Genomic DNA, 15,072 nt, shown 5'->3' on the forward strand with positions numbered 1-15,072 from the left:
CCGGAGACGGCTCGACATGTCCCACCCCCATGACGTCGTCGCGCTCGCCGTGCCCGTCGAGGACCGGCTGAGAAATCTGGACGGCCATCTGGGGTTGTTGCTCCCTGTTGGCCGACTCATGTCGGACTGGCTCCGCTCGCGGCTTGTCCCGGACCCTCTCGTTCCGAGTGGACTTCCCCGATACGGTCGTTGTCGTGTCCGGCGCACGTGGGTTGGTCGCCCGTAGGCGCGCGCCGGTTGAGCGCGCGCAACTAGGGGAGCTGGTACGGGCATGGCGGTTGACGCTGCTCGGGGTTCGGGAGACGGGTTCACGTCGGCGGGGGCGACGCGGGTGATGGCTGCCGCGTGCCGGGCTGTTGGGCTCGACGACAGAGGCGCGGAGTTGATCCGCCTCGGAGAGAACGCGTTGTTCCGGCTGGCCTCGGCGCCGGTGATCGTGCGTGTGGCGCGCGGAGAAGAGTGGCTTCCGAAGGCGCGCACTGAAGTCGCCGTCTCGCGTTGGCTGACGGGCGAGGGGTTCCCTGCCGCCCAAGTTGTGGAGGATCTGGAGCAGCCGCTGTTGATCGACGGCCACCCTGTGACGTTCTGGCATCTGATCGTTGAGCGGGATCGGAAGGCGACGTACGGGGAGCTGGGGGGCGTCCTGCGGGACCTGCATTCTCTGTCGGTGCCGGATGGCCTGCATCTGCCGTCGTTCGAGCCCTTCGACAAGCACGAGCTGCGACTTGATCGGGCCGTGATTCCTGAGGATGACAAGGTCTTTCTACGGAAGCGTTGGCGGGAACTCAAGGACAAGTACGCAGAGCTGCGGTTCTCCACGCCCAAGGGGCCTGTTCACGGCGATGCCCATGTGCAGAACCTGATGGTGGACGACCACGGGCAAGTGATCCTGATCGACTTCGAAGCCTTCTGCTTCGATCACCCGGAGTGGGACCTGATGGTCACGGCTGTGGAGCACCACAGCCTTGGGTGGCAAACCGACGAACAGTATGCCGACTTCGTGACCGCGTACGGGCGGGACCTGTACGACTGGGAGGGGTACGAGACGCTGCGCGGCCTGCAGGAGTTCGGCATGACGACGTGGCTCATGCAGAACGTGCAGGAAGACGAGCAGACGGCGGCCGAGTACCGCCGGCGCATCGCCGGGCTTCGAAACGACGACGGGCCCAGGGACTGGCGGCCATGGTGACGGTCCCGGATATGCCGTGGAGCGAAGTTCGGTTCGCCGTGGAAAGCGCGGATCTCGAACGGCTTCGTGAGCTGGTGGACGCTGGCGCGGACGTGAACGAGTCCTTCAACGGAATGCCGCTGCTCCATCACGCGGTCGACACTGAGGCCGACGGGGCGTTGCAGTCGGGGCAGCCGCTGCACGTGGACACCACGGCCTACTTGTTGAGTCGCGGTGCCGATCCGACGCTCAAGGACAGGGAAGGTCGGGACGCACGTAGCTTCGCCGAGGGGTGCGGGCATTGGCTGGCGCTGGAATTGATCGACGCATTCACGAGCAGACGCTGACTGCTACTCGTCCTCCAGGCGGGCGAGTGCGTCGCGCACCTGGTCCTTGAAGTCGGCCACGGTGGGGTTCATAGCGTGGGCGCTGACCTCGGTCTGGAAGTCGGTGACATAGCGCTGGAAGCGGGCGGACTGGAGGGAGTCGCCACCGTCGACCGCGAGACTTGCTGTGGTGACGGCTGCTTCCAACTCGCCGTTTAACAACTGACTTTGCGCGAGCACCATGCGGCAGAACCCCAGGGTGCGGGCGTACTTCGGGTCGGTGTCGTTCACCGCCCGCTGCGCATGATCCACGGATTCGCGGCGCATCTTGAGGTCGCGGAAGCAGTGGCACAACTCACCCATGAGTTCCGCGGAGTCGAAGTAGCCGAGCCATTGCGGGTCCTCGGCTGTGTCGGCGCGCTCGAAGTGGCGTTCCGCTTCGTTCATCGCCCGGCTGGCACTGATCGGATCACCCGCGTTGGAGAAGGCGCGGGCCTCCATGGCCGAGAACAACGACATGGCGCGCGGGGTTGCCTTCCCCTTGGCGCCTTCGACTCCCGCGCGGGCGAGTTGGATGGCCTGGGCGTGGTTGCCGAGGTAGTTGGCCTGGTGGCTGAGGTTGGACAGGATGCGGGCGCCGAACATGCGATCGCCGATGACCTGGGACAGGCGCAGTGTGGATGTCAGGTAGCGGTGCGCGAGGCGGTGGTTTCCCGAGTCGTAGGCGGTCCACGCCAGCAACTGCGAGATTTCGGAAGCGGCGCCGAATAGCGCGGTGCCGACCCGCTCGCTGTAGCTGGCACTGAGCAGCGGTAGGACCTCGTGGCGGAAGTAATGCCGTAAGGCCTTGTGGCCGTGGCCTCCGCCGAATTTGAAGTCGAGCTGCATGAACATATCGGCGGCTGCACGGATGGCTTTCACGTCGCGCATGCCGACGCGCTGGGAGACGGGCCTGTCGGCCTGGACACCGTCCGGGCGGGCCACCATCCATGACAGGACGGCGGAGCTGAGATCGGCGTCCGCGGTGATCAGTTGCCCGCCCGACAGGGTCTCCGCGCGCTCCTCGGCGAGTCCGTCGAGCATCGACAACACATCCGGCACGCTGCCCGGGTAGCCGACCGGCTGCGGCGCCGACGGCTCCGGCTGGCCGAAGAATCCAAGATCGCCGGGCGTGATGCGACGGTTCAGCTTTTCGCCGAGTACCTCCGCCATGATCGCCGCTGTCTGCGGCTGGATGCCTGCGCCGTCCCGCCATCGCTGCACGGCGACATGCGTCGTCCCGAGACTTGATCCGCGCTGTTCGGCGGCGTCACGCATGCGCTTCGCCAGGCCCTTGTTCGAGACCTTCGCTGCGTCCATGACTGCGATCAATTGCGCGTTCGGCTCTCGGCCCATGCTCCCTGCCCAACCCGAGAATGACGGCTTGTGTTCATCGTGACACAGCCCGCAGACAGAGGGGGTTCATTCGTGAATCCCCTTCTGCCTTCCGGGTATTCACGTGAACCCCCAGGTGAACGCTCCCGATCGTGCCGCCGTCGCCGTTCACTGTTCAGCACGGAAACGAGCGGGACACAGGACTCGCCAACCTCGGGAGGGGACGCGATGAATGCCCGGCAGAGCACGCGGCTAGCGAACACTCCGGCGATGCTGACCCAGCACCACGTGGGAGAGCTGGAAGGGGGCGAGCGATTCCGCGCTCTGACGCTGTTCGTCGAATCTCCGGACTCGGTAAAGGCCGCGCGCGACATGGCGCGGTCCACACTCCTGGACTGGGAGCTTGCTCACCTCGTCGAGGACGTGCGGCTGGTCGTTTCGGAACTCGTCGGAAACGTTGTGCATCATGCGGTTCCTGACGACCGTCTCGCCCATCCCGGTGCCGCTCGACGGATCGATGTCTCGATCCGGAAATGGCCGAAGTGGCTGTTCATCGGCGTGACCGATGAAGACTCCAGCCCACCGACGCTTGCGGCGGGTGATGTCTTCTCGCCGGAACTGGTCGGAGGCTTCCCCGAGGCTGTCCTGCCGGATTGCGGTCGTGGCCTGCGGATCGTTCAGGGGCTGGCAGACGCGCTGTGGTGGTCACCGGAGGACGCGGGCGGCAAGACCGTGTTCTGCCGCTTCGACCTCGACGGCTCTTCGCCGTAGAGAGCTCCGGGGCGTTGCCTACCTAGCTCCTCCCACGCGATCGGGAGGAAGGCGGCGCCCCGGTAACCGGCCGGTTCAGACCGCACCGGCCGAGGGGCGCGGTCTGCCAGCGGCTCACGGGATCCCCCTCCCGGCTGAGCGGCCGCGCCCTGCACAACAACCGAAAACCGAGACCGGGCCACCCCGTCAGCCGTGGAAAGCGAAGGGTGGCCCGGCAGGGGACGCAGCGGTCCCCGGTGCCTGATGGTACCGGGGCCGCTGCGCTGCGTTTCTGCCCTGGACCAAAAGAAGTTGATGATCCGTTACCTAGATCGGGGCAGAGGTGAGCAAGTTGACTGGCGCGGGTGAGGAGTGGCTGAGCGATGGTCTCGACGTCGTGGGCGCAGATTCCGGTCTGTGGGTGCCCGGCGTCGACTACGTGGCGGGCTGGCGCAAGGCAGGGGAGGCTGCGGATCGGCTGAACCGGGCGCTGCTCGGTGCCGGATTCGAGCTGTCGGAGGTACGGGCGGTCGCGTCGACGGACGGGGGCGGGCGCGGGGTCGTGCGTGTCGCTGGCTGGCCGGACGCCGTCGACCGGCTCGCTGGGTTCCTGGAGTCTGTCGCGGACGGCGAAGGCGGTGCGTCGTGAGGCGCCTTTTCCCTGGTGAGTGCCGCACGTGGGCACGTCGCCGGCCGCAGAGGCTTTGGGCGGTAGCTGCCATGGGGCGAGTGAGCAGGGGGCCCTACGCTGGCCCGGCGAATCGGGCAGGCACCTGCCCTGCCCGCTGTTGTGCCCGATGGGCCCCCTGCTCTTCGAGGCTCGCCCCATGGGAGCTGCCTAAAGCATCGGAGGCCGTCGACCCCCAGCCACGCGGGGCCCAGCCATGGCAGACCGGTCGCTGCTTCTCAATCTCCACCGCGTTGCGGAGTGGGGCACCGGGCGACCGGACGGGACCGGCGGCCACGCCGCACGCCCGGCCGGGGCGGCCGGGCTGCCCGGCGCGCCGCAGGCGCGCCCTTGAGGAAGTGGAGAAAGTTTCGACCGATCTACGGCTCTCAGGCGCGGGCGCGCCGCGCGGGCTCCTTGTCGGCGGTGATCCGGTAGGCGAGTTCGGCACGGTCCGCGCCGACGCGGAGCTCTTCGAGGATCAACGGGCGGTCGTCGGTGCCGTGCGTGACGCGGGCAAGGTGCAGGACCGGTGTCGCGTCCGGGAGCTGGAGGGCGCCTCGCTCGTCGGGGATCGGCATGCGGGCGCGGACCGTCTCGGACCACCACAGCTTGTGTCCGGCTTGCGTCAGGATCTCGTACGCGGACGCCGGGGGCGTGTTCGGTGCCTCGGCCAGGGATGTTCCCTGGGCAACCTCGAACGGGATCAGCGTGCGGTGCATGGCGTGCGTGCCGCTGGCCGGGTCAGTGAGCAGCCGGTCGCACGTGAAGAGGGCCTCTTCCTCGCCGAGAGCGAGCAGCTGACCCGTGGCCGTCGTGGTGCGGGAGCGATACGAGGTCGGTTCCTCGGCTTCGCTCCAGACGGAACCGCTGGGCATGACGAACTTCCCGTCGCGGGTGTGGCTGACGCGGCGCTCGATCGTGACGGCGGGCTGGCCGTCGGAGCGTACGAAGCTGCCTTTGCCGTGGCGGACTGTGACCAAGCCTTCGGCTCGCAGTGCGGCGACGGCGTTGCGGACCGTCGGGCGGGAGACCTGGTAACGCTCGATGAGTTGGGCCTCGGAGGGGAGCGGGGCGCCGGGCTCGAACTCGCCCGAGAGGATCGCTTCCCGGATCGCGGCGGCAACTTGCTGGTAGAGCGCGCCGGGGCGCTGGATCTCCGTCATCTCGGAACCTTCGGTTTGAGGTCGTAGGCACGTCGCACGCGCGACATCACTCGTCAGCATAAGTAGTTGACCCCTCGCCGTACAGGGGTACATAGTTATCACTCGTCATAACAAGTGACGTCACATCGAGAGTGGCGTCCGGATGGCCAAGGAGGCCGAAGCAATGCAGTCCATTCCCGTGGACACGGCGCGACTGGGCGTACTGCGGTGCGCCATCGCGCCCGAAAAGAAGATCAGCAGCTCCGAAACCCAGGAGGTGAAGAAGGACCGCGACGGCAACACGATCTACACCGTGGCCGTCACGGTGCGGCAGGACCGGCGGCGTATCTCCGTGATCGAGATCGCCGTATCCGGTGAGCCGAAAGGCGTCGAGGAAGGCCAGGTCGTCAAGGTCACGGGCCTGGTGGCGTTCGCCTGGTCGATGGGCGACCGGCACGGAATCAGCTTCCGCGCCGACGCGATCACGCCCGTGCCCGCCGCCCAAGCGCCGGCTCCGGGCGGTAAGACGGGCGGTGCGTGATGGGTCCGATTGCGCTCGCCTTCGGGCTCGCGGTGCTCGCGTGGGTGTTCGTCGTCGGCGACATGCTGCGGCGACACCGTCCCGCCTGGCACTGGTACGTCACCGGCTACCCGCTGACCGCGTGGCGGGTGCTGTTCACCTGGCGCAGGGTCGCGATGCTCAACGACCTTGCAGTGTCCCGCCGTCCGCCGCGCGGGCTGATCGGGGACGTGGTGGTCAAGGGTGATCCGCTGCGGCCGGTGGCTCCGCGCATCTCCTTCCCGCGTGCCACCCGCATGGACCTGACCGTGGTCGTGCAACTGCACGCTGGGCAGACCCCGGCGACATACATGAAGGCGGCCGACGCGCTCGTGCATGCGTGGAAGGTCCACGCCGTACGGGTCACCTCGCCGGAACGCGGCCTCGTGCTCCTGACCGCGACGGCCAGTGATCCGCTGGAACGGCCCGGATTGGCGACAGCTCCCGCCGCGCTGCTGTCCGCGCTCATCGGCGCACTGGAGAGCGGCGGGGCATGGGTCATGGATCTCCGGATGGTGCCGCACTGGCTCATCGCCGGGGCCACACGCTCGGGCAAGTCCACCTTGCTTGCCCGGCTGATCACCCAACTCGCGCCGCAACCGGTCGCCCTGGTCGGCATCGACTGCAAGGGCGGGATGGAACTCGGCTTGTTCGCCGACCGGCTGAGCGCGCTCACGACGTGCAGGCGCGAGGCGGTCGCGGTGCTCGCCGCTCTCGTCGTCGATATGCAGGACCGAATGCGCGCCTGCCGGGCGGCGGGGGTGCGCTCGATCTGGGAGCTGCCCGACAAGCTCCGGCCCGCGCCCGTTGTCGTGATTGTCGACGAACTGGCAGAGCTGTACCTCTCCGACGGCAGGCGTGAGAGCAAGGCCGAGGCGGAGCAGTGCTCCACGCTCCTCCTCCGCCTGGCCCAACTCGGCGCCGCGCTCGGCATGCACCTGGTCGTCGCCGGTCAACGCGTCGGCTCCGACCTCGGGCCCGGAGTCACCTCACTGCGGGCCCAACTCGGCGGCCGTGTCTGCCACCGGGTCAACGACCCCGGAACGGCGGAAATGACCCTCGGCGACCTCAACAAGGACGCCGTGGCGGTCGCCCAGTCGATCACTGCTGAGGAACAGGGCGTCGCCGTCTGCACCGGCCCGGACGGTGGTTGGAGCCGTGCCCGATCGCACCTGACGACGACCGAGGAAGCCATGGCCACGGCCCGGAAGCACTCGGCCATGACCCCGGAACTGCCCGCCATAGCCAGTGCACTTGCGGCGGTGGACGGAGACGACAAGTGATCAGCGAGGGCACAGCGTTCACGTTCTCAGTGATCTTCGGGATCATCACCGTCCTCCTCGTCCGCTCCCGCGACGTACGCGCATGGGAAGCGGTCTGCGTCGGCCTCTTTGGGGTCTACCTCGGTCAGACGCCCGTGGTCTTCACCGTTCACGGCCTCGTGACCTGGGTCATCAGCGGCTTTTCCCACACCTGAGCAGGAAGGACAGACATGCCCATGAGTCGCGTGACGTGCCCCCACTGCAAGGGCGAAGGGGCCCGTACGACCTGGACAGGACGGCGCCGCCGCTGCCGCATCTGCCGGGGCGCCGGAACCATCCGCTGACCTGAGATCCCCACGACCGACCACGCACGTAAGGAGCTCGACGCATGACCGATAGCGCGCCACCAACCACCAACCGTGCCGCCTCGGCGGCCCACCCCGGAAGGTCCCCACCATCACACCCGAGTTCACCCCGGCTGACAGGCGCGCCGCCCTCGATCGTGCGGCGCGCCTGCGTCAGCTCTCCGAAGCAGACCGCGACGCGATACGACTCGCCCAAGACCCCAAGTTCGCCCGATGGCTGGAGCAGATCGCCGCCACGGGAGGATGCGCCCACCCGGTCCACCTCTCCGGCTCGACGACCACGCGCGACGCGACCACCGGCGAGATCCTGCACCACTACGACACTCGTGATGAGCTCGCCGAACGCCTCTCAGTGCGCTGCCGCAACAGGCGCGCGACCGTCTGCGCACCGTGCTCCCGGCTCCACGCGGGAGACACCTTCCACCTCGTCCGCGCGGGCCTCCTCGGCGGCAAGAACGTCCCCGCAACAGTCCGCAACCGGCCTCGGCTCTTCGTCACCCTCACGGCCCCGTCCTTCGGGCCCGTGCACCACACCGGTGATCGCTGCCGACCCCGCCGCAACGGCGGCGAGTGCGAGCACGGTCGTCCCATCGGCTGCGGCGCCGTCCATGACGCAGCTGATTCCCTCGTCGGCCAGCCCCTGTGCGCCGACTGCTACGACTACCCGGCCCACGCGCTGTGGCACGCGCAGGCGGGCAAGCTCTGGGACCGCTTCGTCATCGGCGTCCGGCGCCAACTCGCCTCGGCGGTCGGACTGACACAGTCCCGCTTCCCGACCCACGCACGGCTGTCCTTTGCCCGCGTCGCCGAGTACCAGAAGCGCGCTGCCGTCCACGTGCACGCGGTCGTACGCCTCGACGGCCCGGCCGGACCGGACGACGAACCCCCGGTATGGGGCACCGCGGATCGGCTGGCCGACGCCGTGCGAGCGTCCGCGCATCGCGTCGTGGTCCGCACCCCATACAGCCCCGCCGTTGGCGAACTCGCCCTCCGCTGGGGCATCCAGGTTGACGTCCGTCCCCTGCGCGCCGACGGCCTCGGCCCGGATGGTGAAGCCGTGGCTGCGTACGTGGCGAAGTACGTCACCAAGGGAGCGAGCGAGACAGGCGCCGGCACCGACCATCGGCTCACCAACTGGGACGACATCGACGCGACACCGGCGACCGACCACGTGCGCGCGCTCATGCGGAGCTGCTGGCGCCTCGGCGGACTGCCTGAGTACGAGCAGCTGCACCTGCGCGCTTGGGCCCACACGCTCGGCTACCGCGGCCACATCCTGACCAAGTCACGCGCCTACTCGACGACGTACGCGGCCCTGCGCGCCGACCGAGCGGAGCACCGAGGGCAGCGGGAAGCGAGGCCGGACGCGGTAACCAGTGCCCAATGGCGCTATGTCGGCTCTGGCCACACCCCCGGTGCCGCCCTGATGGCGGCTGGGATCGCCGAAGATCTCGCCATTGGACGCGAACTGGCTAGGGAAGCAAGCTCACGTGAAGTGCCTGATAGGCAGGGGCACTGCCTATGACGCATCTCAGCGCTCGCGAGTGGGGGAAGGCACAAGCGGCCAAGGCTCCCCCTTGGAGCGAGGAACGCTGGCGCCGCATATCGCGGATTCTCGGAGTCGACCTGGTCGACGGTCGCCAAGAGGGTCAGGGGCCCAACGACGGGAGGAGTCGCAGCGAGAGCGACGGGACTGAGTTGAGAGGACCGGATCATGTCCCCTCCACTGCCGCTCAAGAACCTAGTCGCGAGTCCACTTGGGCACGAGAAGGTCAGGGTTGAACGGGCGCCTCCCGCCGCCGCCAACGGGCAGGACGATCACCGCATGCAATGCCTCTCGGACGAGAGCCCGCTTCTGCGCCATGTCGAGCTTGTTCGAGTACCACTGCTTCCGTACATCCTCGGTCACGACAGACGCACGCTGAACCTGCAAGGCGTGCTGTGTGCGCTCCTTGCGCAGGCTCTTGATGCGGGACTCCATCTTGTGGTTCTCAGGGAAGAAAAGCTCATCCGAAATCTGGTCCTCCTGCCATTTCTGCAACATCGTCCGCTGCTTCTTCGTCAATCGTTCGAGCTCTGCTTCCCCACGCCACTCAGAATCCACTTGCTTCTTGACAGCAGCGCGTTCTTCGAGCTTCGCCAGAACCGCTTCAGTAATGTACTCATCGACCTTCACGCCGTTACGCGCACTGCCACCGCACCCGCCCATGGACCGGCTCGGGCACTGGTAGATGAACCCGCCGGACAGATCCCGCCTAGTGCTCACCCGCAAGGGAGCGTTGCAGATCTGCCCATCCCCGTTGGCCTTTCCGCATCGGAGGATGCCCGTCAGGAGATGGGAGGGCGTGCGGTAGTCGGTCACAGTTCTATCGGCCTTGACATTTGGCATGATCCTCGCCGAAAAGACGGCGTCAATGGCCATCCATTCCTTCGGCGTGATGATCGGATCCCACTGCCCAGCCACGGGGATGCCGTCAGCATCCCGCACCAATTCCCCGTTATGCCTGCGCCATCCGCACATACGAGGATTCCAGAGCGCGAGTTTGAGGGCCCGAGAGGACCAGAAATTCCCGTGAACCGTCCGAACATCCTCCTCACGCCACTGCGCGAGGATGGAGTGCAGAGACTTCCCGGCGATCACATCGCGCGCAGCTTGGGCGATCCTCTGGGCTTCTTCGGGACGAAGGGTGCGCTTGTCCTCTTCCCACCCGAACGGTCGAGTCCCGCCGACGGGAATTCCCTGCTCGGCACGACGCCGGTGCGAGCGGCGGGTTCGCCGCCTGATTTTGCGCACCTCCGCCTTGGAAATGACGACGCCAAAGAGCCCCATGGACTCGACGTCTTCGTTGTAGAGGTCTTTGAGCCCCTTGGCGTCCGCGTACACGCGGCCGTCCTCGTACGTCAGGGCGTCCACGAACCGCTCGTAGTCACCCACGCGCCTCACCAGACGGTCATCCGCGACGACGATGGCACCACGTACCGCCTGGCCGTCCGGAAGACGCCCGGCTTTGAGAACCTTCAACATCGCCTCGAAGCCCGGCCGCACAAGATCGGCCTTGGCTGCCGAGAGATCGTTGTCCGTGTAGTAGTGCACGATCTTCAGCCCCAGCGTGGCCGCGTGTTCGTCGTTGACCTTGTGCTGGTCCTCGACCCCGTGGGCGTCCCGGGTCACGTCGGCCGAGATCCTCGCGTACGCCACCACCGGCACTAACTGCTCGTTGCTGATCAAGTGAACTCCCCTTGCCCGTCGGGCAGTTCTAATACTGCCTGAAGTATAGAGATACCACCAGCAGTACCTGGACAAGAACCCGGCGGGGTACTGCGGGATCGGCGGGACCGGGGTCTCGTGCCCGATCGGTGTCGCGAAGGCGGACGGGTGAGCGGTGGCGTCACCCCCGAGCTGCTGGCGGGGCTGTGGCAGGAACGCCGGGTCCGCCCATCGCCCACACGTTCCGTAGGACGTACGCGGACCGCTGGGTGCGCTTCCACAGCCTCCCTGGCTCGAAGCGCTACCCGGATTCCGAGGACGAGTACGCGATCGTGCTGGACCGGTACAACACGATCCTCGACGAACTGTTCACGGGCACGGACGTGTTCGTGGTGACCATGGACTGGTCGAACTCACCCACCGGGCCCGCTGGCTACCCGTCACCACGACAGACACTGCACCCCGACGGCATCCGCTGGTGGACCGAGTCGGACCAGGCCGACCCCGACCCGGAGTTCCACACCCACACACGTCTGTACGCCGACAGGCGCCCGTGGGAACGCGGCTGCGTCGACGCGCTGCTGCACGCCGTCGCGGACGAGGCGGTCGTCGAAGTGTTTTTCACCGATACGGAACTTCGACGCATCCACCACCCGTATGACGGCGGCGCAGACATCATCCTCGCCACTTCTGAGGAGCGAGACCGGCTGCACGGCGAGCACATTGCCTGGCTCTCCAGTCACCCAGAGGGGCTCTGACACCAGCAATCCCTCGATCGCAACAAGACCGGGTACTGCGGCATCGGTGGAACCCGGGTCGCATGCCCGATCGGTGTTGCGAAGGTAGAGGACTGACTTACGTCATCGGCGCGACTGGGCAAGGCCTCTTACGACATGCTGCTAGTGGGCCAGTGCAGCCAGGGCGGCGGTGACGACGGCGGCCAGGGTGAGAGTTGCGGTGAAGGCCATGGCCGCACGGGCAAGGGCGGTGGGGTAGGTGGCGTGGTCACGGCGGGCCAAGTAGCCAGCGCCGACCGCTGCGAGGGCAGCGATCACGGTAGTCAGGACGAAGGCGAGTAGGACCACGGCGATGCGGTCGGACATGGTGTCATTCCTCTTCGGCACGGTGGGTGTTGTCGTGGTGCCAATCTCGCGATTCGGGTGTTCGCCGTGGTGCAGCCGGTCGAAGGTAAACAACGATGAACAACGTCATGCCACGGCTTGAGGGCGGGGCGACTTGAGTACTGATGGTTACCAGGCTCCGGCGACGGCGCTCGACGAGCTGCGCGCCCGGTTAGAGGCCGGCAGAGTCGCCAGGGAACTGAGCAAGACCGAGTTAGCTGGCCGTGCTCGTTTGGGCCGCACCACTGTCAGCCAAGCCCTGAGCAACTCTGCGCCCGCGCCGTCGACGCAGACTCTGGGGGCCATGGCTCGTGCCCTCCGGCTTGATCTTCAGCCCTTACTTGATCTGCTGGCCGCCGCGACCGGATCAGCCAGCGAGGACCAGAGCGGGTTGGGGAAGCCGGTCCTGGACTGGGACCCTCATGACCTGGAAGTCAAGCCCGCTGCCGAAGCCCACGCGCGCCCTGGAGATAGCGTGGCAGGTGGCGGATTGAGGCGGGGCCGACCGGCTGCGCTGCCCAGCTATGTACGCCGCCCGCACGACGAGGAACTGGCAGCGCTCGTCACCGCCGCACAGGCTGGGAAGAGTCAGTTGGCGGTGCTGGTCGGCTCGTCCTCCACGGGCAAGACCCGCGCCTGCTGGGAGGCGGTGCAGCCGCTGGCCGGGCAAGGCTGGCGGCTGTGGCATCCCCTCGCTCCCTCCCGAGCCGAGGCCGCCCTGGCCGACCTCGCACGCGTCGGGCCGCGCACGGTGGTGTGGCTGAACGAAGCCCAGCACTACTTCGGCGCGGCCTTCGGACTGGGCGAGCGCATCGCCACAGCCCTGCATAGCCTGCTCACCGAACCGGCACGGGGCCCGGTCCTGGTCCTGGGCACACTTTGGCCCGAGTTCGCCCGCGACTACACCGCACTTCCGAAGCCCGGGCAGGAGGACCAGCACCCTCAGGTGAGGGAACTCCTCACCGGGCGGCGGATCAATGTGGCAGACAGCTTTGACACTGCTGCGACCAACAGCGCGAAGGACCTTGCCGCTGCTGGCGACCGGCAGCTAGCCCATGCGCTGGAGCACGCCCGCGGCGAGCATCTCGCACAGTTCCTGGCCGGCGCCCCCGAATTGCTGCACCGCTACGAAACTGCATCACCGCCGGCTCGGGCGATTCTCCATGCGGCCATGGACGCCCTCCGCCTCGGCGTCGGCCTTCAACTGCCGATGGCTTTCCTGGCACACGCGGCGGAGGGCTACCTCACGGAAGACGAGTTCGACAGCATGGACGATAACTGGCTCGAACAGGCCCTCGCCCAGGTAAGTGCCACCGTCCACGGCAATCTTGCCCCCTTGCGACGCGTCCGCCAACGCTCGGCTCGCAACAACCCCGGCGTCCCGCGGACCCCTGAGCCGTCGGATCCTTCCTGTCGGCTGGCCGACTATCTCGAACAGCACGGCAGCCGCCGACGCCGGAGCCTGTGCCCGCCAGCGTCGTTCTGGGACGCTGCCAACGACCACCTCACCAACCCCGAGGACCTCACGCACCTCGCCCAGGCTGCTCACAACCGCCACCGCACCCAATGGGCCCACCCGCTCTGGCACAAAGCCGCCGAACTGGGCACCTCGGAGGCTCTGTTCCGGCTCGCGATGTGGCGCGAAAGTGTTGGGGACCGCGATGGTGCCGAGCATGTGGCGCGACGGGCGGCCGACTCCGGCAACACTGATGCCCTATTCCAGCTCGCGGTGTGGCGGGAAGGGGAGGGAGACCGCGAGGAAGCCGGACAGTTCGCGTGGCAGGCCGCCGCAGCAGGCGATGCCAGCGCACTGCTCAAGCTCTCTGTGATGCGGGACGAGGCAGGAGACTTCGCCGACGCAGTGCGCTTAGCGCGGCAGGCCGCCGACGCCGGCAGCTCAACCGCCCTTTCGCATTGCGCCATGCTGCTACAGAAAGCCGGCGACCACGAGGCGGCCAACCACTACGCCCAGAAGGCCGCCGAAGCAGGCAACACCGGCGCCCTGATCCAGCTCTCTGTGATGCTAGACAAGACAGGAGACTTCGCCGACGCAGTGCGCTTAGCGCGGCAGGCCGCCGATACCGGCAGCTCAACCGCCCTTTCGCTTTACGCCATGCTGCTACAGAAAGCCGGCGACCACGAGGCGGCCAACCACTACGCCCAGAAGGCCGCCGAAGCAGGCAACACCAACGCTCTGGACCTGTTCGCCCATCGGCGGGAGCAGGATGGGGACTGCCACGAGGCCGAACGCTTCGCTCGGCAGGCCGCCGAAGCCGGCGGTACCAGCGCGCTGCTCATCATCCTTGTGGCTCGGGAAGTGGCCGGAGACCGGGGCGGTGCTGAGCGCTTGGCCCAGCACGCCGCCGACACCGGTCACACCCGCCCTCTGGTTCAGTTGGCCGGGATGCGCGAGCAGAGTGGAAACCGCGAGGATGCCGAACGCCTGGCTCAGCAGGCCGCCGACGCCGGCGATACCGACGCGCTGCGCGTGCTCGCAGCGATGCGGGAGAAGGCGGGAGACCTCGCCACTGCCGAGAGCTTGGCCCAGCAGGCCGCCGATACCGGTGATGCCCGCGCCCTTTCCCGGCTCGCCGTATTACAGGAGAGGAAGGGCGACCGCGACGCCGCAACGCATCTGGCCACGCAAGCCGCCGATGCCGGCGCCACTGGCGCCCTGTTCCTACTTGCAAAGTCTCGGGAGGAAGCTGGTGACAGTGAGGAGGCCGAACGCCTAGCCCAGCAGGCCTCAGACGCTGGCGACACAAAAGCCCTGTTCTCGCTGGCCATAATGCGCGAGCGGGCGGGAAATTGGGGCGGTGCCGAACGTATGGCCCAGCAGGCCGCCGAGGCCGGAGATACCGACGCTCTAATGCATGTTGCGATGTCGCGGGAGGAAGCTGGTGACAGTGAGGAGGCCGAACGCCTGGCCCATCAAGCCGCAGACTCTGGCGACGCACGAGCTCTGCTCCACCTTGCAGCGATGCGCATGGACGGAGATACGCGCCTCAAGCCTCTGTGGCCGTACGGGCTCAACCCGGATGGCTCGCCATCCGAGCCATGGTGACAACGCCGCCGACTGAGCGGAGCACGCACTGCAGGACTCGCGGGCCGTGTGGGATCAAATAGC

The 15,072-nt window shown here is 67.5% G+C and carries 14 protein-coding genes and 2 pseudogenes; 12 read left to right on the top strand and 4 right to left on the bottom strand.

Features of this window, described 5'->3' with window-relative positions; translation table 11 throughout:
• The first annotated feature begins 271 nt into the window (after positions 1–271).
• Both ACZ3H8_RS08375 and ACZ3H8_RS08380 read left to right on the top strand, forming a co-directional pair.
• Positions 272–1,189 carry a phosphotransferase enzyme family protein gene (locus ACZ3H8_RS08375; RefSeq protein WP_467398999.1) on the top strand — a complete coding sequence of 306 codons (918 nt, stop codon included), beginning with the start codon at positions 272–274 and terminating at the stop codon, positions 1,187–1,189.
• A complete protein-coding gene (locus ACZ3H8_RS08380; RefSeq protein WP_467399002.1) occupies positions 1,183–1,515 on the top strand; it encodes an ankyrin repeat domain-containing protein in 333 nt (110 codons plus the stop codon). Before ACZ3H8_RS08375 ends, ACZ3H8_RS08380 begins: the two co-directional genes overlap by 7 nt.
• Positions 1,516–1,518: 3 nt before the next feature.
• Here ACZ3H8_RS08380 and ACZ3H8_RS08385 read toward each other — a convergent pair whose 3' ends face one another.
• Positions 1,519–2,889: a sporulation protein gene (locus ACZ3H8_RS08385; protein WP_467399004.1), complete on the bottom strand. Its 1,371-nt coding sequence runs from the start codon at positions 2,887–2,889 to the stop codon at positions 1,519–1,521.
• A gap of 249 nt (positions 2,890–3,138) precedes the next feature.
• Between ACZ3H8_RS08385 and ACZ3H8_RS08390 the strand changes: the two genes are divergently transcribed.
• Together ACZ3H8_RS08390 and ACZ3H8_RS08395 are read left to right on the top strand one after the other, a co-directional pair.
• Positions 3,139–3,639 (top strand): ATP-binding protein, encoded by a 501-nt coding sequence (locus ACZ3H8_RS08390; protein WP_467399006.1) that lies wholly within the window; start codon positions 3,139–3,141, stop codon positions 3,637–3,639.
• A 322-nt stretch (positions 3,640–3,961) separates the two neighbouring features.
• The gene (locus tag ACZ3H8_RS08395; RefSeq protein WP_467399009.1) at positions 3,962–4,267 is read left to right on the top strand and encodes a hypothetical protein; all 306 of its coding nucleotides are present in this window, start codon (positions 3,962–3,964) and stop codon (positions 4,265–4,267) included.
• A 407-nt stretch (positions 4,268–4,674) separates the two neighbouring features.
• Here ACZ3H8_RS08395 and ACZ3H8_RS08400 read toward each other — a convergent pair whose 3' ends face one another.
• Positions 4,675–5,451, bottom strand: a complete 777-nt coding sequence (locus ACZ3H8_RS08400) for a GntR family transcriptional regulator (protein WP_467399011.1) — start codon at positions 5,449–5,451, stop codon at positions 4,675–4,677.
• Positions 5,452–5,614: 163 nt separating this feature from the next.
• On the opposite strand from ACZ3H8_RS08400, the gene ACZ3H8_RS08405 reads away from it, so the two are divergent.
• From ACZ3H8_RS08405 to ACZ3H8_RS08420, 4 genes are all read left to right on the top strand, one after another.
• Positions 5,615–5,971 carry an SCO3933 family regulatory protein gene (locus ACZ3H8_RS08405; RefSeq protein ID WP_467399014.1) on the top strand — a complete coding sequence of 119 codons (357 nt, stop codon included), beginning with the start codon at positions 5,615–5,617 and terminating at the stop codon, positions 5,969–5,971.
• Positions 5,971–7,272, top strand: a complete 1,302-nt coding sequence (locus ACZ3H8_RS08410) for an FtsK/SpoIIIE domain-containing protein (RefSeq protein WP_467399951.1) — start codon at positions 5,971–5,973, stop codon at positions 7,270–7,272. Before ACZ3H8_RS08405 ends, ACZ3H8_RS08410 begins: the two co-directional genes overlap by 1 nt.
• Positions 7,269–7,466: a hypothetical protein gene (locus ACZ3H8_RS08415; RefSeq protein WP_355836720.1), complete on the top strand. Its 198-nt coding sequence runs from the start codon at positions 7,269–7,271 to the stop codon at positions 7,464–7,466. Before ACZ3H8_RS08410 ends, ACZ3H8_RS08415 begins: the two co-directional genes overlap by 4 nt.
• Positions 7,467–7,764: 298 nt before the next feature.
• On the top strand, positions 7,765–9,141 hold the full coding sequence (locus ACZ3H8_RS08420) for a replication initiator (protein ID WP_467399953.1): 1,377 nt from the start codon (positions 7,765–7,767) through the stop codon (positions 9,139–9,141).
• Positions 9,142–9,357: 216 nt separating this feature from the next.
• Here ACZ3H8_RS08420 and ACZ3H8_RS08425 read toward each other — a convergent pair whose 3' ends face one another.
• Entirely contained in the window at positions 9,358–10,845 is a 1,488-nt protein-coding gene (locus ACZ3H8_RS08425; RefSeq protein ID WP_467399015.1) for a recombinase family protein, read from the bottom strand.
• A gap of 52 nt (positions 10,846–10,897) precedes the next feature.
• Here ACZ3H8_RS08425 and ACZ3H8_RS08430 point away from each other — a divergent pair.
• From ACZ3H8_RS08430 to ACZ3H8_RS08440, 3 genes and pseudogenes are all read left to right on the top strand, one after another.
• Positions 10,898–10,996: pseudogene (locus tag ACZ3H8_RS08430) on the top strand (peptide-methionine (S)-S-oxide reductase MsrA); the annotation flags it as partial.
• A gap of 34 nt (positions 10,997–11,030) precedes the next feature.
• Positions 11,031–11,582, top strand: a complete 552-nt coding sequence (locus tag ACZ3H8_RS08435; protein ID WP_467399018.1) for a DUF3885 domain-containing protein — start codon at positions 11,031–11,033, stop codon at positions 11,580–11,582.
• Positions 11,583–11,678: pseudogene (locus ACZ3H8_RS08440) on the top strand (peptide-methionine (S)-S-oxide reductase MsrA); the annotation flags it as partial.
• Between the two features lie 45 nt (positions 11,679–11,723).
• On the opposite strand, the gene ACZ3H8_RS08445 reads toward ACZ3H8_RS08440, so the two are convergent.
• Positions 11,724–11,927, bottom strand: coding sequence for a hypothetical protein (locus ACZ3H8_RS08445; RefSeq protein ID WP_467399020.1), 204 nt, complete (start codon positions 11,925–11,927; stop codon positions 11,724–11,726).
• A 322-nt stretch (positions 11,928–12,249) separates the two neighbouring features.
• On the opposite strand from ACZ3H8_RS08445, the gene ACZ3H8_RS08450 reads away from it, so the two are divergent.
• Entirely contained in the window at positions 12,250–15,009 is a 2,760-nt protein-coding gene (locus ACZ3H8_RS08450) for a tetratricopeptide repeat protein (RefSeq protein ID WP_467399022.1), read from the top strand.
• Positions 15,010–15,072 lie beyond the last annotated feature (63 nt).

Source organism: Streptomyces sp. NPDC002868 (assembly GCF_055563295.1).

Excerpts from the sequence above, each read along its gene's own strand:
- ACZ3H8_RS08375 (WP_467398999.1), top strand. The coding sequence starts at position 272 with ATGGCGGTTGACGCTGCTCGGGGTTCGGGAGACGGGTTCACGTCGGCG.
- ACZ3H8_RS08445 (WP_467399020.1), bottom strand. The coding sequence starts at position 11,927 with ATGTCCGACCGCATCGCCGTGGTCCTACTCGCCTTCGTCCTGACTACC.
- ACZ3H8_RS08390 (WP_467399006.1), top strand. The coding sequence starts at position 3,139 with ATGCTGACCCAGCACCACGTGGGAGAGCTGGAAGGGGGCGAGCGATTC.
- ACZ3H8_RS08400 (WP_467399011.1), bottom strand. The coding sequence starts at position 5,451 with ATGACGGAGATCCAGCGCCCCGGCGCGCTCTACCAGCAAGTTGCCGCC.
- ACZ3H8_RS08385 (WP_467399004.1), bottom strand. The coding sequence starts at position 2,889 with ATGGGCCGAGAGCCGAACGCGCAATTGATCGCAGTCATGGACGCAGCG.
- ACZ3H8_RS08405 (WP_467399014.1), top strand. The coding sequence starts at position 5,615 with ATGCAGTCCATTCCCGTGGACACGGCGCGACTGGGCGTACTGCGGTGC.
- ACZ3H8_RS08410 (WP_467399951.1), top strand. The coding sequence starts at position 5,971 with ATGGGTCCGATTGCGCTCGCCTTCGGGCTCGCGGTGCTCGCGTGGGTG.
- ACZ3H8_RS08380 (WP_467399002.1), top strand. The coding sequence starts at position 1,183 with ATGGTGACGGTCCCGGATATGCCGTGGAGCGAAGTTCGGTTCGCCGTG.
- ACZ3H8_RS08450 (WP_467399022.1), top strand. The coding sequence starts at position 12,250 with ATGGCTCGTGCCCTCCGGCTTGATCTTCAGCCCTTACTTGATCTGCTG.